Origin of the sequence: Rothia sp. HSID18067, assembly GCF_003989445.1 — a bacterium.
GTDB classification, from domain to species: Bacteria; Actinomycetota; Actinomycetes; order Actinomycetales; family Micrococcaceae; genus Rothia; species Rothia aeria.
In genome coordinates this window covers 69,323-91,035 of the sequence record NZ_RBMF01000002.1, presented here as the reverse complement: position 1 = coordinate 91,035, position 21,713 = coordinate 69,323, and the positions used below count along the sequence as shown (strand labels likewise).

Here is a 21,713-nt window from a genome sequence, read left to right as displayed (position 1 = left end):
ACGCAGCCACTAATTTTGGTGCTCCCCTAACCCGGTGAAACCTGGCGGCGGGGGCGAGAAAACGAGGGGAGGTCGTCACACGGCGGCCTCCCTTTAACGTATCCTTGATAAAGACTGATGGGGCATACCCCGACCACTACTAACTAACCGTTGGAGGGTTCTATGAAAGAATCGATCGCACACCCCCTGTATGAGGACAGCAACCGGCATCGACGCCGTGTTTTACTCAAACTTTCCGGCGAAGTTTTTGGTGGCGGTGAAGTGGGTATTTCCACCGAGGTGGTGCGCAATATTGCTCGGCAGATCGCGGCAACCGTGGGTGAGGTAGAGACCTCCATCGTGATCGGTGGCGGCAACTTTTTCCGTGGCGCCGAACTTTCCCAAGCGGGGATGGACCGTTCTCGTGCCGACTACATGGGCATGTTGGGTACCGTCATGAACTCTTTGGCACTTCAGGATTTTCTGGAGCAGGAGGGTATTGATACCCGTGTGCAGTCTGCTATCACTATGCCGCAGGTTGCCGAAACTTACATTCCACGCCGCGCGATTCGTCACATGCAGAAGGATCGCGTGGTTATTTTTGGTGCTGGTGCGGGCTTGCCGTACTTCTCAACTGACACCGTAGCCGCCCAGCGCGCTCTGGAAATCCACGCGGATGAGGTGCTGGTCGCTAAGAACGGTGTGGACGGGATTTACACCGCCGACCCGAATAAAGACCCAAATGCTGAACGCCTGTACAACCTCACCTACGATGAGGCGATGCAGCGTAATATCCGGGTGCTGGATCAGACCGCGTTTTCTTTGTGCCGCGATAATAACGTGACGATGCGCGTGTTCGGCATGCAGGGTGAAGATAACGTGACTCGCGCCATTAAGGGTGAGAAAATGGGCACTCTGGTGACTCGCTAGGTGCCGCGCTATTTATACAGCGGCGTCTTGCCCCATCGCACCGACACACAGGCGCAAAGAGTCGCCGCGAAGGCCGTGGGGCGACTAAACTATAACTACAGGCATCGCTCAAGTACCCGGGCACCATCGTAGAGCCCGCCCGTACCGCTGGAAGCCGCCACGAAAATAATGTTCAGATTCGGCTCGCGCCGACTTCACCCCCCCAGAAGGAGATCCGAAGTGATCGAAGAAACCCTTGCCGAAGCCGGCGAGAAGATGGACAAGACTGTTGAAGCTGCTAAGGCTGAGTTCGCTAAGGTGCGCACGGGCCGCGTAAACCCGGGCCTGTTCAGCTCGCTCACCGCCGATTATTACGGGGCACCCACCCCACTGCAGCAGCTTGTTTCGTTCAATGTTGAGGACGCCCGCACCGTGAAAATCGTGCCGTTTGACGTGACCGCCCTCGTCGCTATCGAGAAAGCGCTACGTGAATCGGATTTGGGTGTTAACCCCAGCAACGATGGGGCGGCTATCCGCGTGGTGATGCCAGAAATGACCGCTGAGCGCCGTAAAGAATACACGAAACTGGTGAACCATAAGGCCGAAGAGGCCCGCATTTCGGTGCGTAATATCCGCCGTCACGCTAAGACCACCATCGATAAGTACGTCAAGGACGGTGAAATCGGTGAAGATGACGGGGCACGTGCCGAGAAGGAACTGGATGCCCTCACCAAGAAACATGTTGATACCATTGACGAGCTGTACAAGCACAAGGAATCCGAACTGCTAGAGGTTTAGCGGGAGCCGGTACCAACGATGACAGCAGAACCCGAAAGCACCGGGGAATCCCCCTCACTACCGCAGGTAAAGCCCACGTCAAAGGCTGGGCGGGACCTGCCCGCCGCCATTGGCGTGGGGGTGGCTTTCGGGATGCTTCTTCTCTTGGGGCTGTTCTTCCCGCCCGTGATGGTTTTTACTGCCGCGCTAACCGCTGGGGTGGGTGCCTGGGAAGTCGCTCATGTTTTGAACGATAAGCGCGGGCACGGCATCCCCGCCGTCGCGACCGGAGCGTTGACGGTGATGACCGTTGTCGCCTCATATATTCATGGGGTGCTTGGGCTGGTTATATGTACTGCGGTATCGGCAGGTATTCTGCTGGTGTGGACCCTGCTTCTGAGCGGACGTAGGCGCACCGCAAACATCCCGGCGGCCACCTTTGGGGTTCTTGGGACCCTACTGTGGGTGCCGGTGCTGATGAGCATCCCCATTGTCTACCTGGGGAGTGTTGAGCGTGGCTGGCTGGGAATCCTGATGATCCTCCTCATGGCCATTAGCAACGACACGTTCGGCTATATTGCCGGAGTAAACTGGGGCAGACACCCCATGGCCCCGAAAATTTCACCCAAGAAAAGCTGGGAAGGGCTGGCTGGTTCCATTATCGGGTCGGCCCTGGTAGCCATTGTCACCCTCATTATTGTGGGACAGCCGTGGTGGTACGGGCTGCTCGTAGCCCCTGTGATGGTGGTCGCATCCACGGCTGGGGATTTGATGGAGTCGGTGGTAAAACGTCGGCTGGGTGTGAAAGACATGTCGAACATCCTGCCCGGTCACGGCGGCATGATGGATCGGTTGGACTCAATTCTTTTCGCGGCTGCCGCCGGGTGTCTGATTTTTGGGACCGTGATGCCGCTGTAACGGATACCGTACACTAGATGTTTAGCCGCGCTGCAGGTTATTGAACGCCAGTACACGAAGGAGCGTCCTTTTGGCAAGGAAAAAAATTAGGCCCGCCCGTGACGGGGGCTTCTCCCGTACCGCTGAGACCGTTGCCGGGTACCGCCGTGTGGAGGTAGACCGCCTATTTACCCGCCTTGCCAACGACTACGAGCACCTCAGCAGCGGAGCAGAAGTACCTTCAGACATATACACGTCACGTTCCATCCGGCAGGTGATTTTTCAGGCTGAGCCCGGCGGATACAATCCCGTGGAAGTGGACCGTGCCTTGGAGCAGGTGGGGGAGAGGTTCGCCAAACTGGAACGCAGCCGCTATATTCAGCGGTACGGACTGACCGAATGGGAGCGTTCTTTACGGTCCACCGGTGAGCTGCTGGCGGGGCGTTTAGAGCGTCCTCGGGGTGAGAAATTCCGCCGCCCTACTAAACGCAAAACGGTTGGCTACTTCATTAGTGACGTAGATGAACTGTGTGACCGGGTGCTCGCCCAGCTCAACAGTGAGGAGCCGCTGGATGCCGGTGTAGTGCAGCGCGCCTCGTTCCGGCCTGCCACCGGGTCTGTCTGCTACGACGAAACTCAGGTGGACGCGTTTTTGGACCGCTGCATTGAGCTGCTGCAGGACTTAGCCTAAGGCGGCATGCTTTCTCTCTGAGGCACCAACGGTACGTCCGTGCGTAGCTTGACTTTCGCAGGCGATACTGGGGTTCGCAGCTGCTGACGGGCGGGAGTAGTCCGCTTCTGGTTCTAGCTTCGGATAGGGGATACTTATAACTATGAAATTTGGTTCCTCCGCCCGCTTAGATGCCACGTCCCCCACCCTTACTGATACGTTGAGAAGCCTTGTGCGCACACCCTCACGTGTCACTCTTCTAGGTTCTACCGGTTCTATCGGCACCCAGGCAATACAGGTTATTGAGCATCTTGCGCGTCTTGCGGGCACCACCGTCGATGCTGCGGATGCGCCGCTGAAGGTTGCAGCTCTCAGTGCCGGTTCGCGCTCCCTCGAATTATTAGCACAGCAGGCGGTTCGGGTACGTGCCGAGCTTGTTGCCACCAGCGGCACAGAGCAAGATGCACAACGGCTGCAAGAATACCTTGATGCGGCCGCCCGCAGTGTGGGCATTAGCGGGTACAGCCCGCGCATCGTCTGGGGAGAACGTGCCAGCGTTGAGGCGGCGGCGCATCCGGCGGATGTGGTGCTCAATGGCATTACCGGATCTATCGGTTTAGAACCCACACTGACCGCCCTCAAAGCGGGGCACCGGGTTGCCCTTGCAAATAAAGAATCTCTGATCGCGGGTGGACCACTTGTGCGTGCCGGCGTCGATGCCTCACCGTTGGAAACCCCGATGGTTCCCGTGGATTCGGAGCATTCGGCTCTTGCACAAGCATTAGCCAGTGGCACCGATGCCGAGATAGACCGGCTGATTCTCACGGCCTCAGGTGGACCTTTTCGAGGATATACCCGTGACATGCTTCATGATGTTACCCCACGGCAGGCGCTGGCGCATCCTACCTGGGATATGGGGTTGGTGGTTACAACCAATTCGGCGACCATGGTGAATAAGGCCCTTGAGGTGTTAGAGGCACACCATCTTTTTGGGGTTGATCTTGACCGCATTGATGTTGCGGTGCACCCGCAGTCGATTGTGCATTCGATGGTTCAGTTCGTAGACGGCGCGACTATCGCCCAGGCGTCCCCGCCGACCATGCTTCTGCCTATTGCTTTGGGGTTGACGTGGCCGCATCGCATTCCGCAGGTAGCAGCCCCCTGTGATTGGACTCAGGCGCAAACATGGACCTTTGAACCGCTTGATACGACAGCTTTCCCCGCCGTGCAGATGATTAAAGATGCGGGTAAACAGGGCGGAACTTTTCCCACCGTTTTTAACGCTGCTAATGAGGAAGCGGTTAGCGCTTTCCACGCCGGTAAAATTCGGTTTACCGATATTGTGGATTCCGTGGCGCGTGTTTTGGAAGCGCACACCGCCAGCGGCGAAGCCGTGACAGACACCGAGATGACCCTAGACGCGGTGCTTAACGCCGAAACCTGGGCGCGGACACAAGCCCGTGAATTACTGATTCTGTAGGCGGGATTGTAAAAGCACATGCTGTAGATCCAATAGTGGGGTCAGTCAACTTTGACTCGGCTCCTGTGCTAGATTCCCCCGCTCCTGCGCCTGGACCGAGTCCGGTGGAGCCAAACAGCGCCGGGGTAGATGCTTCGGCGCAGCCTATTGATTCAACTTACACCCCCTCACCGGAGAAGTCTTCGGGCGCCCCGAACCCGGAGCCTTCTGCGGCGACAGTGGCACCGGATCCGAGGAACCCATAGCGGTATCGTACAAGGAAGGGTGCACGGTGAAGCGCGCAGGGCAATTCCCCGTTTATTAGTTGTTCGGCAGAGGAGAGGGAAATATCGGTTATGGGTGGGTATGGTGAGGAGCCGCGTCATGCGTTGGAGCCGTATTTTTGTGAGCGGTCTGTGGGGCCTGTGTCTGAGGAGTCGCGGGGCCGGTGGGGGACGTGGGATTGGGAGCCGGGAGAGCTGGGGCGGTATTTATTACGGCCGATATTGGCGATGGTGTTTGTGGTGGGGCCTGCAATGTATGGTGCTATATATTTGGGGCTTCATGAGCCTACTGCGCCTCCGGTGTTGTTTTATGTGTTGGCGGTGTTGGCGCCGGTAATTTTTACGGGGTTAACGGTGGTGCGGTATGTGCGTCGTCGGGGGAGGATGCATGGTTTGTGGGAAGGAAATCTGTTTCTGATAGGGATGCTTATTCCTAATTTGGCAGGTCCCCCGTATAAGTTGTTGACCACGGTGTGTGCTACTTCGTCTTTGGTGGCGACGTTTTGGGCGTCGGTGGTGGTGACGTTTTGGGCGCAGTATCGGGGGTTGGATCCGAATTATTATTTGCGGTATGTTCCTCCGGCGCCGGTGGCGAGGAAGGAGGGGGTGCGGGGGTATGTGCAGTATGTGCGGGGTGAGGCGTTTTTTATTTTTGTGTGTCTGGTAGGGTTCCCATTATTTTCAGGGTTATTCCTTTATCTTGTGTATCGAGATGATGCGCGTTACATTCCGGAGCTGATAGTTGCTATGCAAAGTATAGGGTCGGGAATAGTTATTTATTTAATCCTTCGGTGTGTTTTTAGAATGTATTCGCGGTGGCGTCGTTTAGGAGTAATAGCGGTAGTAATTTTTTTGATTTTTCATCCGGTGGAGTGGAATCCGTTTTTTGCGTTGTTTTATGCGATTAGTGCTGAGGTTATGACAGATAAATTTTTCCTCCCTGTTTCTGTTTCTCGGGGGAAGAACGCAGAAGAGGTTGAGGGTGCTTAGCTTGAGAGACTCGGTGGCGCCTTCAGCAGGTTCACAGATAACAGGAGTATCCTAAAGGCTTTGCGGTATCCCGCACACACAAGCAGTCCGCTCTGAAGGAGAGACGTGGAGATTCTGTACTACGCCGCTGGCGTGATTATTATGGCGTTTGCCATCGCGGTATCCATTGCTCTGCACGAGGTGGGGCACTTGGTGCCCGCTAAACTCTTCGGCGTGCGCGTACCCCAGTATATGATCGGCTTCGGAAAAACCATTTTCTCGTTCCGCCGGGGCGAGACCGAGTACGGGTTTAAAGCCATCCCGCTCGGTGGGTACATCTCTATGATTGGCATGTACCCACCCGCCGCCCAAGAAAAAACTGATGCCTCAGCCGAAGAGGATACTTCGAATGAACGTGAGAAGGTCACAGCGTCCGCGGCCGCCGGTACCGTGGCGGGGCGGGCAGCATCTGAAACCGCTGAACCCACCGGTGATACTGCAGAACCAGCCGAAAAACACGCTGTACCCCAGCGGCAGGTGCGTTCCGGGAACACCAGCCTGCTGGCATCGCTCTCTGCTGCCGCCCGTGAGGCGGATGCCGAACGTATCCAGCCCGGTGATGAGAACCGTCTCTTCTATAAGCTGCCGGTGTATAAGCGCATTATCATTATGCTCGGCGGGCCGTTCATGAACCTGCTGATTGGGGTTGTGTGCACCGCAATCCTAATTTGTGGGTTTGGGCTGCCCACCGCCACGAATAAGGTCAGCTCCGTGTCGGAGTGCGTGCCGACGGTCAGCATGAACACAGATTCCATCACCTATGAGGAGTGCAGCGCTTCTTCTCAGCCGTCCCCCGCGAAAACTGCCGGGCTGCGTTCAGGTGACACGGTGCTGGCGGTGAACGGTACTGAAACCAGCAGCTGGACGGCGGTCTCAAGCGCTATCCGCGCGGCAGGGGCCACCCCCAGTGAGATAAAGATCATGCGAGACGGGCGTGAACAGACCCTCACCATCACCCCGGTGCAGCTGGTGCGGCCCGTGGTTGATGAACAGACCGGTCAGTACGCCCGCAATGAGGACGGGTCCTTTAAAACAGTCAGCGGCGGGTTTGTGGGTATTTCTCCCACCTCCGAGCTGAAGCCTGGTAACCTATCCGATGTGCCGCCGAACGTGGGGCATACCCTGGCTCGTATTGCCGGGTCCATGTGGTCGTTGCCGCAACGGGTCTGGGATCTTGGGGTAACTCTCGTTACCAATGGTGACCGCGACGCGAACTCGCCGGTTTCTGTGGTGGGGGTGAGCCGTATTGCGGGGGAGGTCGCCTCTACTGATCAGATTGACCGCACCTCTAAGGAGGCAACTCTCGTCTCCCTGGTGGCCAGCATGAACTTGATGCTTTTCGCGTTCAACCTTATCCCACTGCTGCCCCTGGATGGCGGGCACGTGTTTGGGGCACTATGGGAGGCTACCCGCCGTGCCTTCGCCAAACTTACCCGCCGTGAAGACCCGGGTCCCTTCGACCCCATTAAGCTCATGCCGCTTACCTACGTGGTGGCTGGAGCATTCATCCTCATGTCCGTTATCCTTATTGCCGCAGATATTATTAAACCGATTAGGTTGTTCTAAATGTGCGGCTTGTGAGAGCCGCAACCTACGGTTTGGACGCCCCATCCTTAACGCCCTGTGATTTATCACGCGGTTAGGGTATCCGTATTAGTGAATCGCCGCGCGGCGGTGGCACAATAAGAAGCTGAACGGCGCACCCAGCGCCACCTCAACCCTTTTGGAGGAATACCTTGTCGGTTAGCCTCGGCATGCCCGTACTTAAGCCCGCACCCCAGGTTCTTGCGCCGCGCCGCAAAACCCGCCAGTTCAAGGTTGGTACTGTGGGCATCGGTTCCGAATCGCCCGTCTCGGTGCAATCCATGACCACCACCAAGACCCACGATATTGGTTCTACCCTGCAGCAGATTGCCGAGCTCACCGCCGCCGGGTGCGATATTGTGCGTGTTGCGTGCCCCACCGATAAGGACGCTGAGGCGCTGCCGATTATCGCCAAACAGTCCAATATACCGGTGATTGCCGATATCCACTTCCAGCCGAAATACGTGTACGCCGCCATTAAAGCCGGCTGCGGTGCGGTGCGAGTGAACCCCGGTAACATTCGTAAGTTTGACGACCAAGTAAAAGAGATCGCCGAGATGGCATCCGACCACGGCACCTCTATACGTATTGGTGTGAACGCCGGTTCACTCGATAAACGGCTGCTTGAGAAGTACGGTAAAGCAACCCCTGAAGCACTGGTCGAATCAGCCGTCTGGGAGGCTTCCCTGTTTGAAGAACACGGCTTCCGGGACTTTAAAATCTCCGTTAAACACAACGACCCGGTGATTATGGTCGAGGCGTACCGGCAGCTTGCCGCCAGCGGCGACTGGCCCCTGCACCTGGGAGTGACCGAAGCTGGCCCCGCATTCCAAGGCACTATTAAAAGCTCCGTCGCGTTCGGCACCCTGCTCTCACAGGGGATTGGTGATACTATCCGCGTGTCTCTTTCCGCCCCGCCGGTTGAAGAGGTAAAAGTTGGTACAAAAATCCTTGAATCGCTGAACCTGCGCGAACGTAAACTTGATATTGTTTCGTGCCCCTCGTGCGGGCGCGCCCAGGTGAACGTGTGGGAGCTGGCCGAGAACGTGACCAAGGGCCTGGAAGGCATGAAAGTTCCGCTGCGTGTGGCCGTGATGGGGTGCGTGGTGAACGGCCCCGGTGAGGCGCGTGAGGCCGACCTTGGGGTGGCATCCGGCAACGGTAAAGGCCAAATTTTTGTGAAGGGTGAGGTCATTAAGACTGTGCCCGAGGACCAGATCGTGGAAACCCTCATTGAGGAGGCAAACCGTATCGCCGCCGAAATGGAGGCACGCGGTGAATATGTTCCCGAAGGAGCCGCCCCCGCCGTCACCGTCAAATAGTTTTCAGCGCCCCGCACCCGTGTGCGGGGCGTTTCGCCCACTCGCCGCCCAGCACCTTACAACCTTTGGACGTCACAGTGTTACCTAAGCTCTTCACCGCCGCAAGCGCATCGCAGTCGGCGCCCCGCCGCGCTATCCCGCTGGATGTGCGGCACGCGGATGCGCTGGAAGAGGCATTGTATTCGAGTATTGTGGGTAACCTGTATGCCGTTGATTTTTACGAGCAGGTCGGTCTGCCCATGGCCAGGTCGGTGGGTGATAAAGTACCGTCTGGTTACGCCGGTTTTGTGGGTATCCCGGCTGAGGGAGACGAAAGAGACGGTGCGCAGCAGCCGAATTTGAGCAGCATTATTCTGCTGGGGAACAATACGGTTCCTGTGGTTGTGGCTAATAGTGATTACGCTGTGTTGGCAAAATGCATCCACCGCAGCAAGCGCCGCCTTGACTCTATTTTTGGGCCTGCGGATATGGTGAACCCGTTGTGGCACACCCTTGAGAGCCGTATGCCCGCGCCGTCTTCGTACCGCCCGATTCAGCCTCTGCTGTACCTGTCGCCTGAGGTTGATCTCACTGAGCATATTGATGCGACACTACCGCGTATCCCTATGCACCTGCCTCCGCTTGCTACCACCGACCTGTATGACCAGCAGGTGGGGCATTACGTGCGGTTTGCTAATAGCGCCGACTATAATGCGTTGCTGCCCGCAGCGGCCGCCATGTTTCGTGAGGAGGTGGGCCTTGACCCGCTGGAGCGGTATGGGCAGGGGTACCGTAACCGTGTGCATACCCTCAGCGCGCAGCAGCGAACCGTGGTCGCTACTAATGTTGAGGGGGCGGTAGTGTATAAGGCAGACGCGGGCCTTACCAGCCTGGATACCGCCCAAATACAGGGGCTGTGGGTGCATCCGGATTACCGGGGTTTGGGGCTGGCGGCTTCACTGACCGCCGCGGCGTGTGCCCTGTTACGCCGCCGCTACCGGCATCTGAGCCTGTATGTGAACGACTATAATGCCCGCGCCCGTGCCCTGTATGCACGCCTGGGGTGGGAGCCGGTGGGTGAATACGCCACCGTCATCTTCGCGCGTTAACCCTGCGAACAGATAGACTAGAAAGATGGCACAGCCTGTGCCTGGTTTTTGTGTGCCCGCACCGTTTACGCGCCTTTGTGCGCGAACAAGACTATTTCAACCGATTGCAGGAGGCTTCCCGTGGTACTTCGACTGTCCAACCTCTTCGTGCGAACTTTGCGCGAAGACCCTGTAGATGCTGAGGTGGCCAGTCACAAGCTGCTGGTGCGCGCAGGTTATATTCGCCGTGCCGCCCCTGGCGTGTACACGTGGCTGCCTCTGGGGCTGCGGGTTCTGCGCAAGGTTGAGAATGTGGTGCGTGAGGAAATGAACGCGATTGGAGCCCAAGAAGTTCTCTTCCCGGCGCTGCTGCCGCGAGAACCCTATGAGGCAACTAACCGGTGGGAAGAATACGGTGATAATCTCTTCCGCCTGCAGGACCGCAAAGGCGCCGATATGCTGCTGGCGCCCACCCATGAGGAAATGTTCACCCTGCTGGTGAAAGACCTGTATTCCTCCTACAAGGATCTGCCGCTGTATATTTACCAGATCCAGAATAAGTACCGTGACGAGGCGCGACCCCGCGCCGGTCTGCTGCGTGGGCGCGAATTCATCATGAAGGATTCCTACTCTTTTACTGTGGACGACGAAGGCTTGAGTGAAGCCTACGAGGCCCACCGTGCCGCTTACCAGCGTATTTTTAACCGCTTGAGATTAGACACCGTCATTGTGACCGCACAATCGGGTGCTATGGGTGGTTCCCGTAGCGAGGAATTCCTGCATCCGACCCCTGTAGGTGAAGACACCTTCGTGCGTTCCGCCGGTGGCTACGCCGCAAACGTGGAGGCAGTCACCACCGTTGTGCCCGCAGATATTGATTTCACGGATACACCCGCAGCTATCGTGCTCGATACCCCCGAATCTCCCACGATTGAAACCCTCGTAGCCCAGATGAATGACTTGCACCCTCAGGCGACCGGCGGTGAACTCACCGCTGAACAGACACTCAAATGTTTTGTGGGCGCAGTCATTACCCCTGCCGGGGAGCGTAAGCTCTTTGCCGTGGGTGTGCCCGGTGACCGCGAAGTCGATCTGGGGCGCGTCGAGGTTAACATTGGTGCACTCCTGGGTATCGGCGGCGAAGTCGAGGTTGAGGCTGCCTCCGAGGAGGACTTAAAGAAATTCCCGCAGCTCGTCAAGGGCTATATCGGCCCGGGTCTTACTCTTGATCAGCCTATGCTGGGTGAGAATACCGAAGAGCGCCACACTGCTACCGGTATTCCATTTTTCGTTGATCCGCGCGTAGTTCGCGGAACCTCATGGGTGACCGGCGCTAACGAGCACGGCAAACACGTGGCAAATCTTGTGTACGGGCGGGACTTTAGCGCAGACGGTACTTTGGAAGCGTGTGAAGTACGCGAAGGCGACCCAGCACCGGATGGTTCCGGACCGCTTATTGCCGCACGCGGCATTGAGATGGGACATATCTTCCAGCTTGGTCGTAAATACGCCGAGGCACTGGGCCTGAAAGTACTCGATCAGAACGGTAAACTCCAAACCGTAACGATGGGATCTTACGGCATTGGCGTAACCCGTGCACTTGCCGCAATCGCTGAGGGCAATCATGACGAGAAGGGCCTGATCTGGCCGCGTAACTTGGCACCCGCCGATGTGCATATCGTCATCACAAATAAAGACGCCCACTCCCGTGAGTACGCAGAAACCTTGAGCGCGGAGCTTGAAGGCGCCGGGGTGCAGGTGCTGTTGGACGACCGTCTGAAAACCAGCCCGGGCGTGAAATTCGGCGATGCAGAGCTTCTGGGCGTACCCACCATCCTAGTGATTGGCCGCGGGTTCAAAGACGGAATGTTGGAGCTCAAAGACCGGCGAAGCGGCGAAGCACGCGATATTGCCGTATCGGATGCGGTACGCGAGGTCCTGGCTGAAACTCGCCCTTAACTGTTCTGGGTGTGGGATAGCAGGAAAGAAGGGATATCTATGGCGTACAAACCTAAACGTTCGGGCGGTAAGAAAGGCGGTGCCTCCAATGCTCGTGCCCGGCGTGCCGCCTCACGAGCCGCAAGCGGCGTCTCACGCGCACCCGTTGAGAAGGCTCCGCAGGCTCCGGTGGGTACCCGCCCTCTTCATGCCGATGAGGTGCGGGCTGCGATCGAACCAACCCTAGCGGAATTCTCCCTTGTGGTGGAGAGCATTAAAATTACCGGCCCGGCACAGAACTGCACCGTTGAAATTACCGTAGATTACACGGAAGATCGCACCGATTCGCTTTCTTTGGATACGATCGCCGAGATTTCGGGGGTATTCTCTGCGGCCCTGGATCGTGCTGATGCGAACGATGAGTTCTTCCCGTATTTACTGGAGGTCTCCTCGCCGGGGGCAACACGTGAACTGTCTGAACGCCGCCACTGGGTGCGAGCCCGAACCCGACTCGTGGCCATTACCGAGACTGATGGCTCCGAGTATGTGGGGCGCCTTGATGAAGTTACGGATGACGGCCCAGTTCTGCGGCGGAAAAAGCAGACTAAGAAGGGGCAGAAACCTTCGTACCATGAGCCGCAGACCCTGCCGTGGGAGCGTATCGCCAGTGCTCATCTTCAGATTGATTTCAATTCCACAGCCGATTCGGTAGAATAGGAGTCAAAGTGGGCTCTTCACCGTTGTTGCCTATTTTTAGGTGGTGAAGGGCATACCGTCCGGTAGCCGGGGCGCCCAGAGCGTCCCGGCGCTGTGCTACAGGGAAAGGCTGATGAGCGTGGACAATAATATGACGATTGACCTAAGCGTTCTGAGCACGCTTGAGAAGGAACGCGGGATCGCTCTGGAAGAACTGTTTGCGCTCGTCGAGAATGCGCTACTGCTGGCGTACATGAAGCAGCCGGGCGCTATTAAAGGTTCCCGTGCAGAGATTGACCGTAAGAGCGGTCAGTTCGTCATTTTAGCCCCCGAACTTGACGACGATAACCAGAAGATCGCCGAGTTTGATGATACTCCCAATAACTTTGGCCGTATCGCCGCCGCGACTGTGCGTCAGGTGCTGGCGCAGCGCCTGCGAGACGCCGAGGACGCCAGCGTGCTGGGGGAGTTCCGTGACCGTGAGGGCACCCTCGTCTCTGGTGTGGTGCAGCAGGGCAATAATCCGCGTATGGTGCAGGTCGATCTGGGAACTGTTGAGGCGGTGCTGCCAGCTAATGAGCAGGTGCCGGGAGAGAAATACCCGCATGGCGCGCGCATCCGCGCATATTTGGTGGAGGCGCGCCGAGGCCAGAAAGGCCCCTCAATTGTGCTTTCCCGTTCCCACCCGAACCTAGTGCTGCGTTTATTTGAGCATGAGGTTCCCGAGATTTCTGACGGGCTGGTGAAGATCGCCTCAATTGCCCGTGAAGCGGGGCATCGTTCGAAGATCGCGGTGCACGCCACCGACCCGTCTATTAACGCAAAAGGTGCCTGTATTGGTGATATGGGCGCGCGTGTTCGTGCTGTTGCCGCGGAACTGAATGACGAGAAAATCGACATTGTCGATTATTCCTCAGACCCCGCCGAGTTTATTGCCGCAGCGCTTTCCCCCGCGAAGGTGACTGAGGTCATTATTTTGGATGCGCGTGAGTATTCGGCCCGAGCCGTTGTACCCGATGACCAGCTGTCGTTGGCTATTGGTCGTGAGGGGCAGAACGCCCGGCTTGCCGCTAAACTCACCGGGTGGCGTATCGATATTCTCTCGGAATCGAAGTATGCGCAGCTAAAGGCTGAAGAGGAAGTGGCGGAGCGGGTTTCTCGCGCTTTGCATGCTGACAACGAGTAATATTCGTTCATAGCCGCAATGGTGGCTCTGAAAATACCGGCATACCGTATAGAATATAAATGTGCGTTTGTGATCGCGTGCCTTAGTGCGCCCTCAAACGAGGGTAATTGATGTTGGGACGATAAAGGGGGAAACTTATGAGCCTACCCCTGAGAACCTGCATCGGTTGCCGTGACCGCGATACCCAGCGGAACATGCTCAGGATCGTACGATCCTGCGGCGGTGACGGGCCTACCTCCCAGCGTATTCTTGTGGATGCGCGAAGAGATATGTCCGGGCGCGGAGCGTGGCTACACCCCAGCGTGCAGTGCCTGCAGCAGGCAGTACGCAGGAATGCTTTCGCCCGCGCCTTCAAAACTGTCTGTGGCGCTTCGCAGGTGCAGGCTTTTGCCGAGCAGCTTCAACAGCGTCTGGAGGCGGAGGAGAGAACCGCAGGCCCCATGTAAGTCAAACAAGTTTGACGGCTTCTTAACACTGTATGAAAGCGAGTCAGAAAACTGATGGATATCTAATGAGTGCCGCAGAATGAGTACTTACCTGTGCTCAGAAAACGGCTGTCTAATGCCACCGTGCGCCGTAGTGCGCACACCCATACATCACTAGAGCCCGCGCCGTCCTGGCGCGAGCCAGGACAGGAGAAAATTGGCTAAGCCTCGTGTACACGAGCTCGCTAAAGAGTTTGGCGTCACCTCTAAAGAAGTTATCGCCAAACTCGGCGAGATGAATGAATTTGTTAAGGGTCCTTCCTCGACCCTAAACCCCATGGTTGTCAAAAAGCTGCGTGAGGCGTTTCCCGCTGCAAAACCTGCAGCTGAAGCAGCTCAGAAACCTGCCGCATCCCAGAAAGCAGCCTCCGGTGCTTCTGCCGCGCCGAAATCTGCAGCAAAGCCTGCGGCTCCGAAACCTGGGCCTAAATCTGCCGCTCAGAAACAGAGCGGTACAAAGGCCGCTCCGCCGGCAGGGAAGGCTGCTGCTGCGCCGAAGCCTGCGGCTCCTAAGCCCGGTCCGAAACCCGGCCCGCGCCCGGGTAATAACCCGTTCTCATCGCAGCAGGGCATGAAACGCCCCGATGCGCAGTCCGCAGCACCGAAACCCGGCGCCCCCAAGCCTGCCGCGCCAAAGCCTGCGGCTCCTAAGCCCGGTCCGAAACCCGGCCCGCGCCCGGGTAATAACCCGTTCTCATCGCAGCAGGGCATGAAACGCCCCGAGCGTGGTGAGCAGCGTTCCGGCGGGCCGCGCCCGCCGCGTGGTGGACAGCGTGGTGCTGGTTCCGGCGGCCCCCGCCCCGCAGCGGGCTCACGCCCCGGTGGCGGCCCCCGTTCAGGCTCAGGCGGCGGTTCACGCCCCACCCCGTCAATGATGCCGAAGGTATCCAATGTTGGGCCCGGATCGCCTTCAGGCGGCGGTAACTCCGGTGGCGGCGGTGGCTCCCGTCGCGGCGGCGGTGGTTTTAACCGTGGCCCGGGCCGCCCCGGCCCCGGCGGTCGCGGTAACGCCCAGGGCGCTTTCGGACGCGGCGGTTCCAAACGTAAAAACCGCAAGTCAAAGGCGGCACGCCGCAGCGAGCAGGAGCAGCTTAACGCACCAGCACCCGGCGGCGTGGTCGTGCCTCGCGGCGACGGCTCAACCGAAATCCGTATGCGCCGCGGCGCCTCCATCATGGACTTTGCCGAGAAGATTGGCGCGAACCCCGCAGCCCTGATTACGGTGCTCTTCCACTTGGGTGAGATGGCAACTCAAACCCAGTCCCTGGACGAGGACACGTTTGAGCTGCTGGGTGCCGAGCTGGGGTACGTTATTAAGATCGTTTCCCCCGAAGACGAAGAGCGCGAGCTGCTGGAGTCCTTCGACATTGACCTTGAGGCCGAAGCGGCTGCTGAAGGCGATAAAGAGCTTGAGGTGCGCCCGCCGGTTGTGACCGTGATGGGTCACGTTGACCACGGTAAAACCCGCCTGCTGGATGCCATCCGTAACACCAACGTCATTGAGGGCGAGGCTGGCGGCATTACCCAGCACATCGGTGCGTACCAGGTACACACCACCGTTGAGGGTGAAGACCGTGCGATTACCTTCATCGATACCCCCGGTCACGAGGCGTTTACCGCTATGCGTGCCCGCGGTGCGAAGGTTACCGACGTCGCTATTCTTGTGGTCGCAGCGGATGACGGCGTGATGCCGCAGACCGTTGAGGCCCTGAACCATGCCCAGGCGGCTAACGTGCCGATCGTGGTTGCGGTTAACAAGATCGATAAGGAAGGTGCCTCGCCCGATAAGGTCAAGGGCCAGCTGACCGAGTACGGTCTGGTACCCGAAGACTACGGTGGAGACACCATGTTCGTGAATGTTTCTGCCCGCAACGGCACCAATATTGACGAACTGCTGGAGGCTGTGACTCTCACCGCCGACGTCCTGGAACTGCGTGCTAACCCGAATAAGGAAGCTCGCGGCGTTGCCATTGAAGCGAACCTGGACAAGGGCCGCGGTGCGGTCTCCACCGTCCTGGTGCAGTCCGGTACCCTGCATGTGGGGGATGCGATTGTTGCTGGCGTGGCACACGGTCGCGTGCGTGCAATGTTCGATGAAAACGGCCAGGCAGTGAAAGAAGCCGGTCCGTCCCGTCCCGTGCAGGTTCTGGGCCTTTCGACGGTGCCCCGTGCGGGTGATACCTTCCTCTCGACGGAGGAAGAACGCACTGCACGCCAGATCGCTGAGAAGCGTGAGGCGGCGGACCGTAACGCGCAGCTTGCGAAGCGTCGTAAGCGCGTAACCCTTGAATCCTTCGATGCCGCCGTGGCTGAGGGCAAGATGGACACGCTGAACCTGATTATTAAGGGTGATGTCTCCGGTGCTGTTGAGGCTCTGGAAGAGTCGCTCATGAAGATCGACGTGGGCGGCGACGAGGTTCAGCTGCGTGTGATCCACCGCGGTGTGGGCGCTATTACCCAGAACGACGTGAACCTGGCAACCGTGGACAATGCGGTGATCATTGGCTTCAACGTTCGCCCCGCAGAGCGCGTCTCGGAGCTTGCCGACCGCGAGGGTGTCGAGATGAAGTTCTACTCGGTTATCTACCGTGCGATTGAGGAAATCGAGCAGGCCGTTAAGGGTATGCTCAAGCCTGAGTATGAAGAAGTTGAGCTTGGTTCAGCTGAGATCCGCGAAGTGTTCCGCTCCTCCAAGTGGGGCAATATTGCCGGTTCGCTGGTTAAGAACGGTATTATCAAGCGTAACTCCAAGGCACGCCTGGTACGTGACGGGTCCGTGGTGGCTGAAGACCTCACCATTGAGTCGCTACGCCGCTTCAAGGACGACGCCACCGAGGTTCGTGAAGGCTACGAGTGCGGTATTGGGCTCGGTTCCTTCAACGACATTAAGGAAGGCGACGTTATTGAAACGTGGGAGATGCGCGAGAAGAAGCGCGTCTAAGGCACTAAGGCCGTCTGCTTCCCAGCCGCAGTAGGGAAGCGGGCACCTCACATACCGTGCGGGCCGGTCCTTATGAACGGGAGTTTATAAGGGCCGGCCCGCGCCGCTGCGGGGCCAGTGTCAGCGGTGCACCAGCGGCATCGTACCTTGCGAGCAGAAAATATACGGAAGAACTATCGCGTCGCCCCCGCGCCGCGTATCACCTACAGAGGAGAACAGCATGGCTGATGCAGCCCGCGCGGCTCGCCTAGCCGACCGCATTAAAGTGATTGTGGCACAGGCGTTAGAGCGTCGTGTCAAAGACCCCAGGCTCGGGTTCGTGACCGTCACAGACGCCCGCGTCACCAACGATCTGCAGCACGCAACCGTGTACTACACGGTGTACGGTTCCGAACAGGAGCAGGCTTCGACAAAGGCTGCCTTGGAATCCGCCAAAGGTATCCTGCGGTCGGAGGTGGGGAAGAACATTACCGCCCGCCTGACCCCAACCCTCACTTTTGTGCCTGATGAAGTCCCCGTAAACGCCTACCACCTGGAGGATTTGCTCCGTAAGACCCGTGAACGTGACGCTCAGCTGGCCGCCGCCGCCACGGGCGCGCAGTATGCGGGGGAGGCCGACCCCTATAAGAAATCCGCTGACGATAACGAGTTCGGCGAAGACACCACCGGTGAGGACACCGAATAAGTGGCTAAAACGAAAGGGGACGGACCCAGTGGGCTGGTAGTGATCGATAAGCCCGAGGGGATAACCAGCCATGATGTGGTGTCGAAACTCCGCTGGATTGCGGGCACCCGTCGCGTTGGTCATGCGGGCACCCTTGACCCGGCGGCCACCGGGGTGCTGATTCTGGGGCTGAATAAGGCGACGAAACTGCTGACCTACCTGGTAGGGCAGGATAAGACGTATCAGGCCACGATTCAGCTGGGTATTAGCACAGAAACGGACGATGCTCAGGGCCGACAGACCGGAACTTGCCCGGAGGCTGTGGAGGCACTGACTGAGCAGCGCATTCTTGAGGCGGTCGCAAGCTTAACCGGCGATATTATGCAGGTGCCTTCTGCGGTATCTGCCATCAAGGTTAATGGGGTCCGCTCCTACACTCGGGTGCGCGGCGGTGAACAGGTAGAACTAGCTGCCCGCCCAGTGCGGGTGAATGAGTTCACGGTGCATTCCACACAACGCACTATGACCAGTTGGTGTGTTCTCGTTTCTCAGCAGGAACTTGCCGAGGCGGGGATCGACGTGGCTGGAACACACGGCGAGCTGTCAGATCCCACTACTGCGATCACCTCGGTGCCGGTGATCAACTGTGAGGTGACGGTATCCTGCTCCTCAGGCACCTATATTCGTGCCTTGGCGCGGGATCTGGGTCAGATGCTGGGCACCGGCGGGCACCTCATACGTTTACGCCGCACCCGGGTGGGAGAAACCACCCTTGCAGACGCCGCTGCTTTGCCGGAACTGCTGGAACGCCGGCAGACGGCGGGGCAACCGTTGACGGATATGCCGCTGCTGAGTTTAGAGGAGGCTGCGCGCCGTCTCTTTAAGGTTCGTGAGCTATCGGCGCAGCAGGCCACAGATGTGTCTTTTGGCCGCCGCATTAGCCCGAACGGGGACGGGACGGTGACTCTGCGGCAGGCCCACGCAAGTACCGGTGACGGAGGGGAAAAGCAACACGCTACTACCGAGGGCGTGTACGCGGCTTTTGCGCCGGATGGCACGCTGGTGGCGTTGCTGGAGAACTTAAAACAGCGCGGTAGCGTGGTGGCTGCACCGACCCTGGTGTTCGAGGCTGGGACTGATTTTTCCGGAGCATTGGAGAAGAGCTCATGATTGCTGGGCTGGACTGGTGGTTTTGGGTAACTGCCGTACTGGGCTCCCTCTCAGCGGCTGCAGCACTGGTGCAGTATGTGCGCGGGTACGCCCCGGATGATTATTCGCAGGGCCCGGTGCTGCTGCTTGAGGCGTACCTGGTGGTGTACCTGATAGGGTCGATTATTATGCAGGCGGTTGGCCCGGGACCTCGCGGTGACTGGCTGGAGTACTACGGGTATTTGCTGACGGCTATGGTGATCCCGGCGGGTGCGTTTTTCTACTCGTTGAGTGAACGCACCCGGTGGGCTACGCTTCTGTTGGCGGTTCCCGGCCCGGTGCTGATTGTGATGGTGCATCGGATGAATATGTTGTGGTACTACTACTGAGCCGGCCGCAGTGACCTTCTGCCGCACACACTTTTGGAAGGAAACATGGGTAATAATCTTCAATCTGCCTCCGGTGGGCGGCCTCAAAACCGCAGCATGGGCTCCTACCACGCCTCGGGCCCGGGGAAGCTGATCGCCGTTTTGTACGGTGTTTTTACGTTGTCGGCTGGGGCGCGGGCGGGGTACCAGCTGGTGCGTAAATTTGATGAGGCTCCGCTGGCAATCCTGCTGTCTTTGCTGTCGGCTGTTATTTATGCTGTGGCCGCGGTTGCTTTGGCACGGCGCGGAGAGCAGGCGCGGCGAGTTGCCCTTGTGACTATTTCAGCTGAGCTTGTGGGCGTGCTGGGGGTGGGGGCGTTGTCTCTGGCTGCCCCGCACCTGTTCCCGCTGGCCTCGGTGTGGTCGCATTTTGGGCAGGGGTACGGGTTTATTCCGCTGGTTTTGCCCGTTGTGGGCCTGTGGTGGCTGTTCCACTCCAGGCGTGCCTAGGCGCTGGGTAGCCGTGGCGCAAATTATTGAATTGTACACATTATGTGAGGAGAGAATATATGAATGAAGAGACCTCAAAAAACGAGGCTGCGAGTCAGGGCGACCGTGAGGAATCTGCGGGTTTCCTCGCCAGTGAAGCGGGTACTGCGGGTCGGCCTGGAAAAGAGCCCCAGGCCCTGAAACCGGCCCGAACCACACCAGAGAACGGTGAGATGGTAAAGCAGCCTGCACTGAAGAAACCCGAGCAGAAAACGAAACTGGAGCAGAAGCCGCAGACCCTTGAGGATGCGGCAAAACCCCAAAACCGTGGGCTGTTCCGTTCGGTGGTGGGGCTGTACGGCGTGGCGATTATTGCCTACGCGGCGTGGCAGGTGATGGCGGGTACGCAGGCTGCCCCGGACTCCGCTGCGGTTGCGGTGAACCCGTCAATCGAGTCGAACTATGCGTTTCTTGCCGCCGTGTATGCGGGGGTGGGCATCGCGTTCTTGTTTATCGCCTGGAAGTTTAAGTGGGCGAATATGCTGGTACTGGCGTGCCTGGTGGTGTTCCTTGGCGGCGTGGGGCGCATTATTTCGTGGGCTTCGCACGGTACCCCGCACTGGTCGCTTATTGTGCTGATGGTGACGGATTTGGTGATCCCGCCGTGTCTTCTGGTGTGGTACGCCTGGATTAATAAGTCGAATACGATCCGTCAGCAGATGCTCAGCGCCTCCCGCGTTTAATCGGGGCTTTGGCCGGGCTCGCCGTACCGGGGTGCACCCCGTTTTAGGATTCAGCATCTATGCCCGCGCTGGTCTAGGATGTATAGGTACAGTATTTTTTATGCAGGAGAGCACGTGACCCTCTATACCGAGCTGAGCGATATTCCGGCGGATTTTGGGCCGTCGGTGGTGACTATCGGCAACTTTGATGGTGTGCATATTGGTCATACCCGCGTGATTTCGCGCGTTGTCGAGTTGGCTGGGGAGCACGGGCTGGCCTCTGTTGCGGTCTCATTCGACCCGCACCCAATGCAGGTTCACCACCCTGAGCTGATGCATCAGGAGATTATGGGGCAGGGTTCACGCCGCTATTTTATGTGTCAGCTGGGCCTGCAGAATTATGTGCTGCTTCACTACGACCTGGAGTTTGCGAAGCAGAGCCCCGAAGAGTTTGTGAAGAGCGTTTTTGTGGATACCCTGCACGCCCGTTACGTGGTGATTGGCGATGATGTGCGTTTCGGGCACCGCAACTCTGGTGACCTTAACACCATGCGTGAGCTGGGCGAACAGTACGGGTTTGAGGTTGTAGTGGTTGATGATCTCATGGCGGATGACGGCACCAGGTGCTCTTCTACGCGTATCCGTGAACTGCTGAATACGGGGGATATGGAGGGTGCCGCCAGATTGTTGGGCCGCCCTCACCTCATGTACGGGGAGGTGGTGCACGGGTTGGCTCGCGGGCGTGAGCTGGGGTTCCCCACCGCAAACCTGGAGCTGGAGGCGCGCGGTTTTATCCCGGTGGATGGAGTGTACGCCGGGTGGCTGACGGACGAGTCGGGAACACGCCACCCGGCGGCTATTTCGGTGGGAACGAACCCAACGTTTGACGGTCTTGAGAACCGGCATGTTGAGGCGCATGTGATTGACCGGCCGCAGGAGCGTGTCGAGGACTTTGACCTGTACGGTCAGCATGTGGTGGTGGAGTTTGTGAAGCATTTGCGCCCGATGGTGGCGTACCACGGGGTGGAGGCCCTGGTGGAGCAGATTAACCAGGATGTGGCGCAGACTCGGGAGGTACTGGCCGCCGCGTAGTCCCTG

Annotated in this window: 20 protein-coding genes; all 20 read left to right on the top strand. The window is 58.4% G+C overall.

Going from position 1 to position 21,713, the window contains the following annotated elements; all coding sequences use genetic code 11:
- The first annotated feature begins 162 nt into the window (after positions 1–162).
- The 20 genes from pyrH to D8M23_RS05385 all read left to right on the top strand — a co-directional run bounded on the left by pyrH (position 163) and on the right by D8M23_RS05385 (position 21,707).
- Positions 163–909: a UMP kinase gene (gene pyrH / locus D8M23_RS05480; RefSeq protein WP_006889002.1), complete on the top strand. Its 747-nt coding sequence runs from the start codon at positions 163–165 to the stop codon at positions 907–909.
- Positions 910–1,128: 219 nt separating this feature from the next.
- A complete protein-coding gene (gene frr, locus D8M23_RS05475) occupies positions 1,129–1,686 on the top strand; it encodes a ribosome recycling factor (protein ID WP_126854004.1) in 558 nt (185 codons plus the stop codon).
- An 18-nt stretch (positions 1,687–1,704) separates the two neighbouring features.
- A complete protein-coding gene (locus D8M23_RS05470) occupies positions 1,705–2,583 on the top strand; it encodes a phosphatidate cytidylyltransferase (RefSeq protein WP_126854003.1) in 879 nt (292 codons plus the stop codon).
- Between the two features lie 70 nt (positions 2,584–2,653).
- Complete coding sequence (locus D8M23_RS05465) at positions 2,654–3,253, top strand: DivIVA domain-containing protein (RefSeq protein ID WP_006889001.1); 600 nt, start codon at positions 2,654–2,656, stop codon at positions 3,251–3,253.
- Between the two features lie 142 nt (positions 3,254–3,395).
- Positions 3,396–4,712, top strand: coding sequence for a 1-deoxy-D-xylulose-5-phosphate reductoisomerase (gene dxr, locus D8M23_RS05460; protein ID WP_126854002.1), 1,317 nt, complete (start codon positions 3,396–3,398; stop codon positions 4,710–4,712).
- Positions 4,713–5,116: 404 nt separating this feature from the next.
- Positions 5,117–5,965 (top strand): hypothetical protein, encoded by an 849-nt coding sequence (locus D8M23_RS05455; RefSeq protein WP_148110468.1) that lies wholly within the window; start codon positions 5,117–5,119, stop codon positions 5,963–5,965.
- Positions 5,966–6,070: 105 nt separating this feature from the next.
- Complete coding sequence (locus D8M23_RS05450) at positions 6,071–7,570, top strand: M50 family metallopeptidase (RefSeq protein WP_126854000.1); 1,500 nt, start codon at positions 6,071–6,073, stop codon at positions 7,568–7,570.
- A gap of 188 nt (positions 7,571–7,758) precedes the next feature.
- Entirely contained in the window at positions 7,759–8,910 is a 1,152-nt protein-coding gene (gene ispG, locus D8M23_RS05445) for a flavodoxin-dependent (E)-4-hydroxy-3-methylbut-2-enyl-diphosphate synthase (protein WP_023132850.1), read from the top strand.
- A gap of 77 nt (positions 8,911–8,987) precedes the next feature.
- On the top strand, positions 8,988–9,998 hold the full coding sequence (locus D8M23_RS05440; protein ID WP_126854438.1) for a GNAT family N-acetyltransferase: 1,011 nt from the start codon (positions 8,988–8,990) through the stop codon (positions 9,996–9,998).
- 120 nt (positions 9,999–10,118) lie between these two features.
- Positions 10,119–11,936, top strand: coding sequence for a proline--tRNA ligase (locus tag D8M23_RS05435; RefSeq protein ID WP_126853999.1), 1,818 nt, complete (start codon positions 10,119–10,121; stop codon positions 11,934–11,936).
- A 39-nt stretch (positions 11,937–11,975) separates the two neighbouring features.
- Positions 11,976–12,632: a ribosome maturation factor RimP gene (locus D8M23_RS05430; protein WP_126853998.1), complete on the top strand. Its 657-nt coding sequence runs from the start codon at positions 11,976–11,978 to the stop codon at positions 12,630–12,632.
- 130 nt (positions 12,633–12,762) lie between these two features.
- The gene (nusA, locus tag D8M23_RS05425; RefSeq protein ID WP_037233353.1) at positions 12,763–13,797 is read left to right on the top strand and encodes a transcription termination factor NusA; all 1,035 of its coding nucleotides are present in this window, start codon (positions 12,763–12,765) and stop codon (positions 13,795–13,797) included.
- 137 nt (positions 13,798–13,934) lie between these two features.
- Positions 13,935–14,243: a YlxR family protein gene (locus D8M23_RS05420; RefSeq protein WP_126853997.1), complete on the top strand. Its 309-nt coding sequence runs from the start codon at positions 13,935–13,937 to the stop codon at positions 14,241–14,243.
- Positions 14,244–14,439: 196 nt separating this feature from the next.
- Positions 14,440–17,223, top strand: coding sequence for a translation initiation factor IF-2 (infB, locus tag D8M23_RS05415; protein ID WP_126853996.1), 2,784 nt, complete (start codon positions 14,440–14,442; stop codon positions 17,221–17,223).
- Between the two features lie 220 nt (positions 17,224–17,443).
- Positions 17,444–17,908: a 30S ribosome-binding factor RbfA gene (rbfA, locus tag D8M23_RS05410; RefSeq protein WP_037233244.1), complete on the top strand. Its 465-nt coding sequence runs from the start codon at positions 17,444–17,446 to the stop codon at positions 17,906–17,908.
- Positions 17,909–19,057 (top strand): tRNA pseudouridine(55) synthase TruB, encoded by a 1,149-nt coding sequence (gene truB, locus D8M23_RS05405; protein WP_126853995.1) that lies wholly within the window; start codon positions 17,909–17,911, stop codon positions 19,055–19,057.
- Positions 19,054–19,425 carry a hypothetical protein gene (locus tag D8M23_RS05400; protein ID WP_006889018.1) on the top strand — a complete coding sequence of 124 codons (372 nt, stop codon included), beginning with the start codon at positions 19,054–19,056 and terminating at the stop codon, positions 19,423–19,425. Before truB ends, D8M23_RS05400 begins: the two co-directional genes overlap by 4 nt.
- 45 nt (positions 19,426–19,470) lie before the next feature.
- Positions 19,471–19,914, top strand: a complete 444-nt coding sequence (locus tag D8M23_RS05395) for a hypothetical protein (protein WP_126853994.1) — start codon at positions 19,471–19,473, stop codon at positions 19,912–19,914.
- 59 nt (positions 19,915–19,973) lie between these two features.
- A complete protein-coding gene (locus D8M23_RS05390; protein WP_126853993.1) occupies positions 19,974–20,636 on the top strand; it encodes a DUF4345 domain-containing protein in 663 nt (220 codons plus the stop codon).
- Positions 20,637–20,750: 114 nt separating this feature from the next.
- Positions 20,751–21,707 carry a bifunctional riboflavin kinase/FAD synthetase gene (locus tag D8M23_RS05385; protein ID WP_126853992.1) on the top strand — a complete coding sequence of 319 codons (957 nt, stop codon included), beginning with the start codon at positions 20,751–20,753 and terminating at the stop codon, positions 21,705–21,707.
- Positions 21,708–21,713: the final 6 nt, after the last annotated feature.